A 14,950-nucleotide genomic window follows, 5' to 3' on the forward strand; every position below is an offset into this window, starting at 1 on the left:
CATGGCCTCGCTGCGTGTGCCCCCGATGAACCGCGCCGACGACGTGCGCGCCGACGTCTGTGTGGTCGGCGCGGGCCCCGCCGGGCTCGCGCTCACCCTGATGCTGCTGCGCTCCGGGGCCGAGGTCGCCCTGGTGGAGCGGTCCACCGGGCTGCGCCGCGACTTCCACGGGGAGATCCTCCAGCCCGGCGGCCAGCGCGTCCTCGACGAACTGGGCGTCCTGGACGCCGCCCGCGCCCGGGGCGCCCGGGAACTCGACGCCTTCCAGGTGCTCCAGGACGAGCGGCTGCTGCTCGACATCGACTACCGGCGCCTGCCGGCCCCGTACGACTGTCTGCTGGCGCTGCCCCAGCGGCATCTGCTGGGCGAACTCCTCGACGCCTGCCGCGCCCTGCCCGGGCTCACCCTGCTGGAGGGGCACCGGGCGAAGGCCCTGGTGCAGGAGGGAGGGCGGGTCGCCGGGGTGGTGGCGCACCGGCGCGGCACCGCCTCCACCACGGTGCGGTCCCGGGTCGTGGTCGGCGCCGACGGCCGCCACTCGCAGGTCCGGATGCTCGCCGGGATCGACGCCGGCCGCCGGGAGGTGTTCGACCAGGACGTCGCCTGGTTCACGCTGCCCGCGCCCGGCCGCGCGACCGGCGCGGTCCGGGTGCACCGTACCGAGGGCGGGGCCCTGCTCGTGCACGACACCCACCCCGACCGGCTGCGCGTCGGCTGGACCCTGCCGCACCGCACCTGGAACCGGGTCGCGGCCCGCGGCATCGACGAGGTCCGCGGTGAACTGGCCGCCGCGCTGCCCCGGTTCGCCGACCTGATCCACGAGCACCTCGGCTCGCTGAAGGACCTCCGTCTGCTGGACGTGTTCGCCGCGCAGGCCGGCGAGTGGGTGCGCGACGGGCTGATGCTCGTCGGCGACAGCGCCCACACCCACGGGCCGATCGGCGCCCAGGGCATCAACCTCGCGCTCCAGGACGCGGCGGCGGCGCACCCCGTGCTGCTGGACGCCCTGCACGCGGGCGACACGGGCCGCGAGCGGCTGCTGCCGTACGAGCGGCGGCGCAGGCCGGTCGCGGCGGCCGTCCACCGGATGCAGCGGGTGCAGGCCAAGGCACTGCTCGGGCGCGGCGGCCCGGTCGCCACGCGGGTACGGGCGCGGGCGGCCTCCTGGGTGACCCGCTCCCCGGCCGGGGCCCGCATCACACGCCGTATCGCCTACGGCGCCGACGCGGCCCGGGTGCGCGACGATCTGTTCGCGGTGCCGGTCGGGGGTACGGCGTGACGGCCGCGGCCGGTGCACCCGGCCGGCTGACCGAGATCGCCGACGGCGTCCATGCCTTCGTCCAGCCCGACGGCGGATGGTGCCTGAGCAACGCCGGGCTCGTCGGCGACGGCGACGACGCCCTGCTGATCGACACCGCGGCGACCCGGGCGCGGGCCGAGCGGCTGCGCGAGGAGGTCCTGCGGGTCGTGCCGCGCCCGCCGCGGCTGCTGGTCAGCACCCACTTCCACGGCGACCACACCTTCGGCAACTGCGTCTTCCCCGAGGCGGTGACCGTCGCCCACGAGCGGGCCCGCGAGGACGTCACCGCGGCCGGGCTGCATCTGACCGGGCTGTGGCCCGACGTGTGCTGGGGCGACCTCGACGTGGTCGCGCCGCAGCTGACGTACCGTGACCGGCTGACCGTGCACGCGGGCGCGGTCCGCGCCGAACTGCTGCACCCGGGACCCGCGCACACCACCGGCGACACCGTGGTGTGGCTGCCCGGGCAGCGGGTGCTGTTCGCGGGCGACCTCGTGATGAACGGGGTCACGCCGTTCTGCCCGATGGGCTCGCTCGCCGGGTCCGTCGAGGCGCTGCGCATGCTGCGCGAACTGCGGCCGCGCGTCGTCGTGCCCGGCCACGGCCCGGTCGGCGGCCCCGGACTCCTCGACGACAACGAGGGCTATCTCCTGCGCCTGGAGCGGATCGCCGCCGACGGCCTGGCCGCCGGCCTCGACCCGCTCCAGGCCGCCCGCGAGGCCGGACCGGGACCGTACGGCGACCTCCTCGACGCGGAACGGCTGGTGCCGAACCTGCACCGCGCCTACCAGGAGGCGCTCGGCGGGGAGCGGGGGGCGCCGCTCGACATCCCGGCGCTGTTCGCGGAGATGACGCGGTACCACGGGGGTCTGCCCGTCTGCCGGGCCTGACCCGCGCGCGCGGGTCAGGGCGCCGCCTTCGGGCTCAGCCCGTGCGCAGGAGCGACTCCGCGTGGCGGCGGGCCAGTTCCAGGGTGGCCGTGGAGTTGCGGCCGAGGGCCTCACGGACGTAACGGCGGGCCTGGGCGAGATCGGCGCCCGGGCCCAGGACGCGTTCGACGGCGTCCTCGCGCAGGACCACGCTGTGCTGCGACACCGCCGTCACCCCGGTCCCGTCCGACACCACCGACCACTCACCGGTGTGCGCCTCCATCAGCGCCGGGGTGACGGTCTGCTTGTAGACGATGCGGCCCGCGTGCGGGAAGCACACCCGCACCGACTCGGTGGTGTGCGACGACCCGTCCGCGGTCAGCGTGTCCATCCTCATCACCTGCACGCCGGGCGCGTCCTCCGTCAGGTCCAGCCGCGACACGTGCGGGATCAGCCGGGGCCAGTCGCCGACGCGGTACAGGAAGTCGTAGACCGCCTCCTCGGGCGCGTCGATGTGCACCGTGTCCTCGAAGGACAGCACCAGCTCGTCGAAGCGCGTCCAGCGTTCCGCGAGACCCTTCAGACTGGCCAGCTCCGCACGGGAGTTGGTGTCGACGGCCTGCTCCACCCAGGCGATGTCCTCGGCCCGGTCGCCGTACACCGTGAAGTCGTGCAGCAGCGTCAGCCGGGTGGTGCCGCCCGCCAGCTCCTCGATCTGCCAGATGCCCAGCATCGACTCCACCGGTGCCTGCGGATGCGACTGGCGGAACTCGATCCGCCGGGTCTGCGGGTCCTGCACCCGCTGGGAGATCCACGAGCGGACCTCACCGCCCGCCGTGGCCCACATCCGCAGCCGCTCGTTCGTGCCGTCGAACTCCAGCCGCTCCACGTGCACGTTCGGCGGGAAGAACAGCGGCCAGCGCACCGCGTCCGAGATCAGCCCGTACACGACCCCGGCCGGGGCGGCCACCTCCGTCGAGTGCGACGTACGGCGCACGCGCTCACCGGTCACCACAAACACCTGCTTCCCTGTGTCCGGTCCACGGCGGACCGGCATCGAGTCGAGAACATCCGGATCTAGAAGTTGCCGAGACCGCCGCAGACGTTGAGCGCCTGCGCGGTGATCGAGGCGGCGGGCTCCGAGGCCAGATAGCCGACCAGACCGGCCACCTCCTCGGGCGTCGAGTACCGGCCCAGCGGGATCTTGGCCTCGAACTGCTCCTGCACCTCGTCCTCGGAGGTGTTCCAGGCGGCGGCGTACCCCTGCCGCACCCGTACCGCCATCGGCGTCTCCACATAGCCCGGGCAGACCGCGTTCACGGTCACGCCGGTGGGGGCCAGCTCCCGGCCCAGTGCCTTGGTGAAGCCGACCACGCCGTGCTTGGAGGCGCTGTAGGGGGCGCCGAGCAGGACACCCTGCTTGCCCGCCGTGGAGGCGATGTTGATGATCCGCCCGGTGGCCGCGTCGCGCAGCCCGCCGTTTCGCAGCACCTCACGGGTCACCCGGAACACGCTGTTGAGGTTGGTGTCGATGACGTCGTCCCACAGCTCGTCGGTGAGGTCGGCGGTGACGCCACCGCCGCTGCGCCCGGCGTTGTTCACCAGCACCGACACCGGCCCGTACGTCTCCACCGCGGCCCGCACCAGCGCGGCCACCGACTCGGCGGAGCGCACGTCGGCGGCCCGGCCGTCCACGTCGAGGCCCTCGGCGCGCAGGTTCTTCACGGTCTGCTCGACGTCGGACCCGTTGCGCGCGCACAGGAACACCCGGTGTCCGGCGCGGCCCAGGGTGCGGGCCACCTCCAGTCCGATGCCGCTGGTGCCGCCCGTGACCAGGGCGACAGGGTGGTTGGCGGTCACGTTCACAGCTCCTTCGGCCGGGGGACGGGGGCGGGGAGGACGAGGTCGGGTTCGCGGCGGGCCTCGCCGGCCAGTCGCGTGGCGAGCCCCAGCGGGGCCAGCGCCCGTTCCAGGGCGGCCCGGGTGAGGATGCCGCCGCGGGCGGCGACATAGCCGTCGGGGCGCACCAGCAGCCAGCAGCCGGCCGCCAGGCCGAGCGCGCGGCGCAGCGAGGCGCCAGGGTCGGAGAGCGGGGCCGGGCCGTCGGCGGGGGTGCCGCCCACGGTCCGGACGGACAGCCACTCGCCGTACTGCACGGCCGCCGTCACGGCGACGCCGACGGGCACGTCACCGGGTCCGGTGCCGCCCGCGGCGAGCAGCAGCGTCCAGCGCGGGTCGCGCAGTTCGTCGTGCAGGGCGCGGCAGCCGGGGGCGTGCGGATCGTGCACCCGGGCGGCGGTGATCCGCTCCCCGGGGTGGGGCTGCGGGGCGGGCAGGGTGCCCGCCACCACGACCGGGCCGAGCGCGTTGACGTAGTGGTAGGAGTCCAGAGTGGTCAGCGGGGAGGCGGGGTAGCCGATGCGCAGCCCGGACATGCCGCCGAGGACCTTGCGCTGGATCGCCCTGCGCAGCGGGCGCACGGTGCGCACCACGGAGAAGACGACGGGCAGCGCGGCGGAGGCGAGCAGGTTCTTCAGCTGGACCAGGAACGTCGCGGTGCGGGTGGAGCCCAGCAGGTTCCGTCCGATCGGTACGCGTTCCGCGCTGTAGCTGTCCAGCAGGGCGCGTCCGGCGTGGCCCTGCTCGACCTGGGCGAGCTTCCAGGCGAGGTTGTACGCCTCCTGCACACCGGTGTTCATGCCCTGCCCGGAGGCGGGGCTGTGCACATGGGCGGCGTCCCCGGCGACGAAGACCCGGCCCTGCTGCATGCGCTCGACCATGCGCTGCTGGAAGGTGAACACGCTGGTCCACTCCGGCTCGCCGACGCGCACGTCGCGGCCGAGCCCGGCCGACAATTTGGCCGCCAGCCGCCCGGCGGCCTCACCGGGCGTGATGTCCGCGGCGTCCCCGGCGGGTGCGGTGTCCAGCAGCCGCCAGTGGCCCTCGCGGGCGTAGGGCACCATCATCAGCGCCTGGCCGCCGGTGTGCGCCCAGTAGATGGTGTCGGGCGGCAGGTCGGTGTCCACGGGCGCGTCGGCGAGCATCCAGCGCTCGCTGGACTCGCCGGTCAGCTCCAGGCCGAGCTGCTTGCGCACGGTGCTGTGGCCGCCGTCGCAGCCGACCAGCCAGGACGTCTCCACGACCTCCGTGCGGCCCGCGCGCTCCAGCCGCAGCAGCACCCGGTCCTCGTCCTGCTCGAACGAGGTCAGCCGGGTGCCCCACTCGATCTGCACACCGAGCCGGGCCACCGCGAGCCGCAGCACGGCCTCGGTGTCCCGCTGCCCGGCGATCAGCGTGTACGGGTAGGACGTCGGCATCGACGCGTAGTCCGCCTCCAGCCGCACCAGACGGCGTCCGCCGGCGAACATGGTGAAGGCGCGGTTCTTCCGGCCCCGGGGCAGCAGCTCGTCGACGACACCCATCTGCGCGAACGTCTCCAGCGTGCGCGGGTGCACGGCCACGGCCCGGCTGGTGCGCGCCGGCCCGTCGGCGGCGTCCACCAGCCGTACGGCGACACCGCGGCGGGCGAGTTCGTGGGCGGCGGTCAGGCCGACGGGGCCCGCGCCCACGACGACGGCCCGGGGCCTGCCGGAACGGGCGATCACGCGCTCGCCTCGACCGTCTCGTACAGGCCCGGCTCGGGGGTGGCCAGCGGGCCGAGGCCCTTGACGATGGCCTGGAACTCCTCGCTGCGCACGGCCTTGCCGTGGGCGGCGGCGTCCTGCCACACGGCCAGCTCCAGGAACACGTTGGGCTGTCCGGCGTGGCGCAGGGTCTGGTGGCTGACATAGCCGGGCTGGGCCGACATGTAGGAGGTCAGCCTGTCCTTCACGGCGAGGAAGGCGTCGACGTCGCCGTGCACGGTCAGCTTGTTGACGAAGGTCACCATGGTCTGCTCCTGACGGGGGGAAGAGGGTGCGGGGGCGGATGCGGGGGCCGGTCCGCCTGTCGTGAGCCGGCGCCGGATCAGACGGCGGGCCGGCTTTCCGGTGGGGGTGCGCGGTACGGCGTCGAGGGCCTCGGTGACGCGGACGCGCTCGAACGGGGCGAGGTGCTCGTTGGCGCGTGCGGCGACCGAGTCCAGGGTCCGCGCCACCGTGCCGGGATCCTCCGCGGCCAGGTCCGGGGACAGGACCACGCCCGCCCACACCACGCCGCCGTGCTCGCCGTCGGGCAGGCCCGCGACCACGCAGTCGGCGACGCGCGGGTCCCCGGCGAGAACACGCTCGACCCTGCTCGGGGAGACGATCTCGTTGTCGTACTTGAAGACGTCGTCGACCCGGTCGACCAGCCACAGCACCCCGTCGTCGTCGACGTAGCCGAGGTCGCCGGTGGAGAACCAGCCGTCCTCGGTGAGGCGTGCGCCGGGCCGTTCGCCGAGGTAGCCGGCCATCAGCTGGGGGCCCTTGACCTGTACCTCCCCGGTGGCCCAGACGTCGACGGGGCGGCGGGTGTCGAGGCCGACCAGCCGGCAGCCGGTGCCCGGCACCGGGGTGCCGACCGCGCCGGGGCGGTGCCGGCCGGGCCGCTGGAAGTGGGTGAGCGGGGACAGTTCGGCCATGCCGTAGCCCTGGACGACGGGCACGCCGAGGGCCTCGCCCAGGGTGCGGGCCGCCTCGGGCAGCAGTGCGGAGCCGCCGGACAGGACGGCGGTCAGCCGTGCGCCGCCGCGCGCCGCCCGCGGCAGGCGGGGCAGGCGCTCGTCGGCGGCGAGGCGGTGCAGCCGGGCGGGCAGCCCGTAGTAGTGGGTGACCCCGCAGCCCGCGGCCACCGCCAGCGACACCACCGGGTCGGGGTCCTGGCACAGCACCTGGCAGGCGCCCGCGTCCAGGGCGGAGTTGAGGTGCATCACGTGGTACAGCGGCAGATGGTTCAGCGTCACGGATCCCGGGCCGAGACCCTGGGCGAGCGCGGTCTGCCGGGCGTTGGCGACCAGGTTGCGGTGGGTGAGCAGCACGCCCTTGGGCCGGCCCGTGGTGCCGGTGGTGAACTGCACACAGGCCACCGCGTCCAGGCCGGCGCCGCTGTCCTCGGCGACCGGTTCCCCGTCCTCCAGCACCGCCTCCAGCGGCAGGCACCCGGCCGGGACCACGCCGTCGGGGGCGTCGGTCACCACCAGGGTGCGCAGCTCGGGCAGGCCGTCGCGCAGCTTGGCCAGCAGCCCCGCGGTGGCGGCGGGCGCCAGCACCAGCCGGACTCCGGCCTCGGCCATGACATGGCGCAGCCCGTCCTCGCCGAGCAGCGGGTTGATCAGGACGACGGTCGCCCCGGCCCGGGCCGTGCCGTGGTAGGCGGCGGCGAACACGGGGTCGAGGACGGAGACGACGCCGACGCGCGCGCCCGGCTCACGGCCGGTCTCACGGCGTACGAACGCCGCGATCCGGTCGGCCTGCGCGTCCAGTTCGCGGAAGGTCAGCGCACGGTCGGCGGTGCGTACGGCGACGCCCTCGGGGTCGCGGGCGGCTGCCGAGCGCAGCAGACCGTCCACCGTCACGGCGGGGTGGGTGAAGTTCGGCATGGCTCGTGGTCCTCCGGTTCTCGGCGGGCGGCGCGGGCACCGCTGGGCGTCCCGGACGTCTCCCACGTTCTGCCGGATCGCTTGAGGAAGGTTCGAAGAGTGCTCGATCGGGAGCGCGGACAGTGTCGGCATCCGACGGAACGGAGACCGGTCCCATGACCACCGAGACACTCATCCGCGCCGAACACCCCCTGCCGGAAGCCGAGTTCGGCGAGCGGTACGCGCAGGTGCAGCAGTTCTACTCGCACCAGATGCAGCTGTTCGACGCGCACGACGCCGACCGCTGGGCGGCGACCTTCACCGAGGACGCCGTCTTCGACGTGCCCACCCTGGACGCCCCGGTGCGCGGCCGTGCGGGACTGGCGGCGAACGTGCGGCGCAACCGGGCCCAGCAGGAGCGCAGCGGCGATCAGCTGCGGCACTGGATCGGGATGCTCGACATCCGGCCGGGCCGCGACGACGAGCTGCACACCCGCTGCTACGCGCTGGTCTACGTCACCCCGCGCGGCGGCACCTCCAAGGTGCTGCGGGTGTGCGTGATGGAGGACGTGCTGGTGCGGGTGCGCGGCAAGTGGCGCACCCGCCACCGGGTCGTCACCCGGGACGACCTGGCCTGAGACGGGAGAGACACGATGACGATCCACGCCACCGGGACCGCTGCCGCCACCGCCCTGGACACGACGCCCGTGGCCGGCCTGGAGGCCCTGCTGTACGCGCGCGTCCAGCAGTTCTACGCCCACCAGACCGCCCTGCTGGACGAGCTGCGCGCGCAGGAGTTCGCGGCGACGTTCACCGAGGACGGCGTGCTCACGCCCGCGCCGATCGCGTCCGCGGCCCGCGGCCGTGCCGCCATCGCCGCGGCGCTCGTCGCCGCGCACGAGCGGCGTTTCGGCACCGAGCAGGTGCGCCGCCGCCACTGGCAGGACGCGCTGCGTGTGCAGGAGCTCCCCGACGGGTCCCTGCGCGCGAGCTACTGCACGCTGGTGACGGTGGTCCGCCCCTGGCACCCCGTCCCGGCCCTCGGCCCCAGCGCGGCCGTGGAGGACGTCCTGGTCCTCGACGGCGGCGAACTGCGGGTCCGTGAGCGCCGCATCACCCCGGACCACCTGGCCTTCTGAACTCCGCGCACTCCCGCGCACCCCCCTCCCCGCCCGACCCCTGGCGCCGCTCGCGGCGCCGCCGTACGACGCCGGCGTCCACCGCAGCTCCGGCCCCGCTCTAGGCAGCGCCTCGACAGTTGGCTGACGACGGACACCTCGAAAGGGGCACGGGGCAGCAGTTGTGGGCGCTCGGCCCTTTCCGGACGGCCGACACCTCAAGGAGAGGCATGAGCCCCAAGATCACCATCGCTGGGACGAACGACGAGGCGGCGCTGCGGCCGTCCGAGCCGGTGCTGTGGCACCTGGCGCTGCTCAGCGGCTCCAACGGCACGACTCTCGACGCCGGCCTCGCCGGACTCAAGGCCCGCTACGCCAGTACGCCCGCCGCGGAGGACGTGCCCGTGCGCATCCGCACGGTGGGCAGCACCGAGGGCGGGCACCGCGGCGCCGTCCTCACCGGCGAGGGCGTCGCCACGGAGATCGGCGCGCAGGAGGCCGGCGGCGCCAAGCCGGTCGCCTTCATGTTCCCCGGCCTCGGCGACCACTACGTCGACATGGGCCGCGACCTGTACCGCGACTTCCCCGTCTTCCGCGAGGCCGTCGACGCCTGCGCCGAGGCGCTCACCGGCGAGCTGGGCCTGGACATCCGCGAGGTCGTCTTCCCCGCCTCCGAGGAGGCCGCCCCGGCCGCCGCGCCCGCCTTCGACCTGCGCCGCATGCTGGGCCGTGACACGGGCCCGCAGAGCGAGAACGAGCGCCGCCTGAACGCCACCCGGCTGGCCCAGCCGGCGCTGTTCGTCATCGAGTACGCGCTGGCCCGGCTGTGGGAGTCGTGGGGCGCCCGCCCCTCGCTGATGATCGGCTACAGCCTCGGCGAGTACGTCGCCGCCACCCTCGCCGGAGTGCTCAGCCTCCCGGACGCGCTGACGCTGGTGGCCCGCCGGGCCGCGCTGATCGACGAGCTGCCCGCGGGCGCCATGCTCGCCGTGATGCTGCCCGAGCAGGAGGTCACCCCGCTGCTCGGCGAGAACGTGTCGCTGTCCGCCGTCAACGGTCCCGAGTTCTGCGTCGCGGCCGGACCGGTCGCCGCCGTCGAGGCCCTGGAGGCCACCCTGCGCGAGCGCGGCGTGGTGTGCCGCCGGGTGCAGACCACGCACGCCTTCCACTCCTCGATGATGGAGCCCATCGCCGAGCAGGTGACCGAGCTGGCGCGGACCCTCACCCTCAACCCGCCGGGCATCCCCTACATCTCCAACGTCACCGGTGAGCCGATCACCGACGAGCAGGCCACCGACCCCGGCTACTGGGCCCGCCACCTGGTCAGCCCGGTCCGGTTCGCCGCCGGTCTGCGGCACCTGTCCGCGACCCCGCTGCTGCTGGAGGCCGGCCCCGGCCAGAGCCTGAGCAGCATGGCCACCGTGGTGCGCGGCAGCGACGTCGGCACGGTCGTGGCGTCCATGCGGCACCCGCTGGAGCGCCAGTCCGACTCCGCCGTCGCGCTGAAGGCGCTGGGCCGGCTGTGGCTGGCGGGCGGGGACATCGACTGGGCCGGTTTCCCGGCCGACGAGCTGGACATCGTCGCCGACGCCGCCGCGACCGCCGTCCGCGAGGCGGCCGACCCGGCCGTCGCGCCGAGCAGCGTGGAGCGCGACCTGGCCGCCCTGTGGGCGAAGGTGCTGAAGAACGAGCAGCTCCCGCACGACGTCAGCTTCTTCGAGGTCGGCGGCAACTCGCTGCTGGCCACCCGGCTGTCGCTGCGCATCAAGCGCACGTTCGGCGTGGAACTGACCCTGCGCCAGATCTACGAGTGGTCCACCATCGCCCGGATGGCCGCGGCCGTGGAGACCCTGGCCGCGGGCGGCGAGCTGGACGCCCAGGGCTCCTCGCACACCGGCACCTCGCTGGCCCGGTTCCGGCTGCCGAACGGGCTGACGGTGTGGCACCAGAACGAGGCCGAGACCCGCCACTTCTACGAGGACATCTTCGACCACCGCACCTACGCCAAGAACGGCATCACCCTGCCCGACGGCGCCACCGTCGTCGACGTCGGCGGCAACATCGGCCTGTTCACCCTGTTCTCGCACTACGAGGCGAAGGACGTCCGGGTCTTCACCTTCGAGCCGGCACCGCCGATGTTCGAGCTGCTCAGCCGGAACGTCGCCGAGCACGGCGTGAACGCCACCCTGTTCAACATCGGTGTCTCCGACAGCGAGTCGCAGGCGACGTTCACCTTCTACCCGCGCAGCTCCGGGATGTCCTCCTTCCACCCCGACGAGGCGGAGGAGAAGCACAACCTGCGCACGATCATCGCCAACCAGCAGAAGACCGACGAGGACGCGGAGGTGGCCGAGCTGGTCGCCGACGACGAGGAACTGCTCGACGTCCGCTTCGAGGCCATCGAGTTCACCGCCACGCTGCGCCCGCTCTCCGCCGTGATCCGCGAGCAGGGCATCGAGCGCATCGACCTCATCAAGATCGACGTGCAGAAGAGCGAGCGCCAGGTCATCGACGGCATCGCCGACGAGGACTGGCCGAAGATCCAGCAGATGGTGCTGGAGGTGCACGACGCGGACGGCGAGGTCGACCGCCTCGTGGAACTGCTCCGGGGCCACGGCTTCACGGTCCTCGCCGAGCAGGACGAGATGTACGTCGGTACGGACATCCACAACATCTACGCCGTCCGCGGCGCACGCTGACGCAACGTAACGGAGTAGCAGGACATGGAATTCACGACCGCAGGAGTCGTCGGCGCGGGCGTCATGGGCGTCGGCGTCGCACAGAACCTCGCCCAGACCGGCCACCGGGTGGTCCTCGTCGACGTCTCCGACGACGTCCTGGACAACGCGCGCCGGGAACTGCGCACCAGCCTGCGCACCTACGCCCTGTTCAACAAGGGCGCCGGTGTGGACATGGCGGAGATCTTCGACCGCATCGAGTTCACCACGGACTACGAGCTGCTCGCCAAGGCGGACTTCGTCGTCGAGAACGTCACCGAGGACTGGGCGATCAAGAAGGAGGTGTACGAGCGGATCGACCGCATCGTGCGCCCCGAGGTGGTGTTCGCCGTGAACACCTCCGCGATCTCCATCACCCGGGTCGGCTCGGTCACCTCGCGCCCCGAGCGGGTCGTGGGCATGCACTTCATGAACCCGGTGCCGATGAAGCCGATGGTCGAGGTGATCCGCGGCTACCACACCACGCCCGAGACCATCGACACCGCCCGCCGCTTCCTGGCGGAGCTGGGCAAGGAGTGCATCGTCGTCGAGGACGTGCCCGGCTTCGTGTCCAACCGGGTGCTGATGCTCACCATCAACGAGGCCGCGTTCCTCGTGCAGGACGGGGTGGCCCCGGCGGCCGACGTCGACCGCATCTTCAAGACCTGTTTCGACCACCGCATGGGTCCGCTGGAGACCGCCGACCTGATCGGCCTGGACACGATCCTGAAGTCGGTCGAGGTGCTGTACGAGAGCTTCAACGACGACAAGTACCGGCCGGCCCCGCTGCTGAAGAAGATGGTCGCCGCCGGCCTGCTCGGGCGCAAGAGCGGAGAGGGCTTCCACACGTACCGCTGACGCCCGCCCTCTTCCTTCTCCCACCACCGCCACGACCACAGGACGGATGACGACGACCATGAGCACGGACAACACGAACCACGGGGACAACCGGGCCAGGATCGCCGAGTACCTCTCGCGCTTCTTCCCGGTCCAGGACCTGGCCGACGACGACGACATCTTCGAGCTCGGCTTCGTCAGCTCGATGTTCGCGATGCAGCTGGTGTCCTTCGTGGAGCACGAGTTCGGCATCACGGTCGAGAACGAGGACCTGGAGCTGGAGTACTTCCGCTCCATCAGCGCGCTCGACGCGTTCGTCACCCGCAAGCTCTCCGCCCCCGTCCCCCAGTAGCGAGAGCGGACGGCCGACGACATGACCGGAGCGCTCACCGAGCGGCAGGAGCAGGCCCGCAAGGAGTTCAGGGCCTTCACCGACCGCCACATCGCACCCCACGCCGACGCCTGGCACCGCGCCCAGCGCACCCCGCCGGAGGTGATACGGCTCCTCGCCGACGAGGGCCTGCTCGGCATCCACGTGCCGCAGGAGTTCGGCGGGGGCGGCTGCGACGCGGTCACCCTGGGGCTCCTCGCCGGCGAACTGGGCCGCGCCTGCTCCTCGGTGCGCAGCCTGCTCACCGTGCACTCGATGGTGGCGCACACCGTCGCCCGCTGGGGCAGCCGCGAGCTCAAGCAGAGCCGGCTGCCCCAGCTGGCCCGCGGCGAGCGCATCGCGGCGCTCGCCGTGTCCGAGCCGGACGCCGGCAGCGACGCGGCCGGCGTCACCACCCGCATCGAGCGGGACGGCGACGACTTCGTCATGACCGGCCACAAGAAGTGGATCACCTACGGGGAGAGCGCCGACGTCTTCCTCCTGGTGGGCCGCTCCGCCGAGGGCCCCACCGCCCTGCTGGTGGAGCGGGACACCCCGGGCCTGACCACCGAACTCATCGAGGACATGATCGGCATCCGCGCCTCGATGACCGCCCATGTCCGCCTCGACGGCTGCCGGGTCCCCGGCGGCAACCTGCTCGCCCGGCCGGGCCTCGGCGTCTCCCACGTGGTGGGCGCCGCCCTGGACCTCGGCCGCTACACCGTCGGCTGGGGCTGCGTCGGCATCCTCGACGCGGCCCTGGAGGCGAGCGTCGACTACGCCGGACGGCGCGAGACGTTCGGCTCGCCGATCAGGGAGCACCAGCTGGTGCGCCGGCTGATCAGCGACATGTACACCCAGGCCCGTGCGGCCCGGCTGATGTGCCTGGAGGCCGGGCGGCTGCGCGACGAGCGCGACCCCGGCGCGCTGGCCGCCACGTCCACCGCGAAGTACTTCGCGGCCACCGCCGCCGGGCGGGCCGCCGCCGACGCCGTGCAGCTCCACGGAGCCAACGGCTGCAGTTCCGAATACCCCGTCCAGCGCCTGCTCGGCGACTCCCGCGTGATGGAGATCATCGAGGGCAGCGCGCAGCTCCACCAAGTGGGCCTTGCCGAGTACGCGTTCCAGGAACACGCGCCGAGGAGTGAGCGATGACCGCCACCGTCAATGCCGTCAGGACCGTCAAGTGTGTGGTCTGGGACCTGGACAACACCGTGTGGGACGGCGTGCTGCTGGAGGACGGCGACGTCACCCTGCGCCCCGAGGTCGTCGAGGTGATCCGCACCCTCGACGAACGCGGCATCCTGCACTCCGTCGCCAGCCGCAACGACCACGACGCGGCCATGGCGAAGCTGGAGGAGTTCGGCATCGCCGAGTACTTCCTGTACCCGCAGATCAACTGGGGCAACAAGTCCGAGTCGGTGAAGGCGGTCGCCGAGGCGATCAACATCGGCGTCGACACCCTGGCGTTCGTCGACGACCAGCCCTTCGAGCGGGACGAGGTGAGCTTCGCGCACGCCGACGTGCTGTGCGTCGACGCCGCCGACGCCGCCGGCATCCCGGCCCTGCCGCAGATGCAGCCGCGGTTCGTCACCGCCGACTCGCGCGAGCGCCGCCACCTGTACCGGGCGGACGCCGAGCGCAGGCGCGCGGAGGACGACCACCACGGCACCGACGAGGAGTTCCTCGCCTCCCTGGGCATGCGCTTCACCATCGGGCCCGCCGAGGAGCGCGACCTCCAGCGCGCGGAGGAACTCACCGTGCGCACCAACCAGCTCAACGCCACCGGCTACACCTACTCCTACGAGGAGCTGGACGCCTTCCGCCGCTCGCCCGACCACGACCTGCTGGTCGCGGGCCTGGAGGACCGGTACGGCACCTACGGCAAGATCGGCCTGTCCCTCGTGGAACGCGGCAGCGACGTGTGGACGGTGAAGCTGCTGCTGATGTCGTGCCGCGTCATGTCGCGCGGCGTCGGCTCCGTGCTGCTCGGCCATCTGATCCGCAGCGCCCACGAGGCCGGGGCCGCCCTGCGTGCGGAGTTCGTGCCCACGAACCGCAACCGGACCATGTACGTCACCTACAAGTTCTCCGGGTTCCGCGAGGTGGAGCAGTCCGACGGCGTGAGCGTGCTGGAGCACGACGGCGCCCGGCTGCCGGAGTTCCCGCCCTACATGGACGTCACCGTCGCACGCTGACGTCCCGGCACACCCCCTTCGGCGAGACAACACGAGACGGCGAG

At 73.1% G+C, this 14,950-nt stretch carries 13 protein-coding genes; 9 read left to right on the top strand and 4 right to left on the bottom strand.

All coding sequences use genetic code 11. The features are described from left to right. The first annotated feature begins 1 nt into the window (after position 1). Both ACIQGV_RS36880 and ACIQGV_RS36885 read left to right on the top strand, forming a co-directional pair. Positions 2–1,279, top strand: coding sequence for an FAD-dependent monooxygenase (locus ACIQGV_RS36880; protein WP_402503161.1), 1,278 nt, complete (start codon positions 2–4; stop codon positions 1,277–1,279). Continuing rightward, positions 1,276–2,190 carry an MBL fold metallo-hydrolase gene (locus tag ACIQGV_RS36885; protein ID WP_402503164.1) on the top strand — a complete coding sequence of 305 codons (915 nt, stop codon included), beginning with the start codon at positions 1,276–1,278 and terminating at the stop codon, positions 2,188–2,190. Before ACIQGV_RS36880 ends, ACIQGV_RS36885 begins: the two co-directional genes overlap by 4 nt. A 34-nt stretch (positions 2,191–2,224) precedes the next feature. Here the strand turns inward: ACIQGV_RS36885 and ACIQGV_RS36890 are convergent, their stop codons facing one another. The 4 genes from ACIQGV_RS36890 to ACIQGV_RS36905 all read right to left on the bottom strand — a co-directional run bounded on the left by ACIQGV_RS36890 (position 2,225) and on the right by ACIQGV_RS36905 (position 7,687). Next, positions 2,225–3,181, bottom strand: coding sequence for an aromatase/cyclase (locus tag ACIQGV_RS36890; RefSeq protein ID WP_402503167.1), 957 nt, complete (start codon positions 3,179–3,181; stop codon positions 2,225–2,227). Between the two features lie 65 nt (positions 3,182–3,246). Then, positions 3,247–4,029, bottom strand: a complete 783-nt coding sequence (gene fabG / locus ACIQGV_RS36895) for a 3-oxoacyl-ACP reductase FabG (RefSeq protein WP_402503170.1) — start codon at positions 4,027–4,029, stop codon at positions 3,247–3,249. Between the two features lie 2 nt (positions 4,030–4,031). Then, positions 4,032–5,774, bottom strand: coding sequence for an FAD-dependent oxidoreductase (locus ACIQGV_RS36900; protein ID WP_402503172.1), 1,743 nt, complete (start codon positions 5,772–5,774; stop codon positions 4,032–4,034). Next, positions 5,771–7,687: an AMP-binding protein gene (locus ACIQGV_RS36905; RefSeq protein WP_402503174.1), complete on the bottom strand. Its 1,917-nt coding sequence runs from the start codon at positions 7,685–7,687 to the stop codon at positions 5,771–5,773. The genes ACIQGV_RS36900 and ACIQGV_RS36905 overlap by 4 nt, the downstream gene beginning before the upstream one ends. A 155-nt stretch (positions 7,688–7,842) precedes the next feature. Here ACIQGV_RS36905 and ACIQGV_RS36910 point away from each other — a divergent pair, with 155 nt between their 5' ends. From ACIQGV_RS36910 to ACIQGV_RS36940, 7 genes are all read left to right on the top strand, one after another. After that, positions 7,843–8,304, top strand: a complete 462-nt coding sequence (locus ACIQGV_RS36910; RefSeq protein WP_402503176.1) for a nuclear transport factor 2 family protein — start codon at positions 7,843–7,845, stop codon at positions 8,302–8,304. 15 nt (positions 8,305–8,319) lie between these two features. Beyond that, positions 8,320–8,805, top strand: coding sequence for a nuclear transport factor 2 family protein (locus tag ACIQGV_RS36915; protein WP_402503179.1), 486 nt, complete (start codon positions 8,320–8,322; stop codon positions 8,803–8,805). A gap of 209 nt (positions 8,806–9,014) precedes the next feature. Then, positions 9,015–11,483, top strand: a complete 2,469-nt coding sequence (locus tag ACIQGV_RS36920) for an FkbM family methyltransferase (RefSeq protein WP_402503181.1) — start codon at positions 9,015–9,017, stop codon at positions 11,481–11,483. 24 nt (positions 11,484–11,507) lie between these two features. Then, on the top strand, positions 11,508–12,359 hold the full coding sequence (locus ACIQGV_RS36925; protein ID WP_402503183.1) for a 3-hydroxyacyl-CoA dehydrogenase family protein: 852 nt from the start codon (positions 11,508–11,510) through the stop codon (positions 12,357–12,359). Positions 12,360–12,417: 58 nt separating this feature from the next. Beyond that, positions 12,418–12,690, top strand: coding sequence for a phosphopantetheine-binding protein (locus ACIQGV_RS36930; RefSeq protein ID WP_402503185.1), 273 nt, complete (start codon positions 12,418–12,420; stop codon positions 12,688–12,690). A gap of 21 nt (positions 12,691–12,711) precedes the next feature. Continuing rightward, positions 12,712–13,863, top strand: a complete 1,152-nt coding sequence (locus ACIQGV_RS36935) for an acyl-CoA dehydrogenase family protein (RefSeq protein WP_402503188.1) — start codon at positions 12,712–12,714, stop codon at positions 13,861–13,863. Continuing rightward, on the top strand, positions 13,860–14,906 hold the full coding sequence (locus tag ACIQGV_RS36940; RefSeq protein ID WP_402503190.1) for an HAD-IIIC family phosphatase: 1,047 nt from the start codon (positions 13,860–13,862) through the stop codon (positions 14,904–14,906). The genes ACIQGV_RS36935 and ACIQGV_RS36940 overlap by 4 nt, the downstream gene beginning before the upstream one ends. Positions 14,907–14,950 lie beyond the last annotated feature (44 nt).

Origin of the sequence: Streptomyces sp. NPDC093094 (genome assembly GCF_044754345.1) — a bacterium.
In the GTDB taxonomy this organism is placed as follows: Bacteria; Actinomycetota; Actinomycetes; order Streptomycetales; family Streptomycetaceae; genus Streptomyces.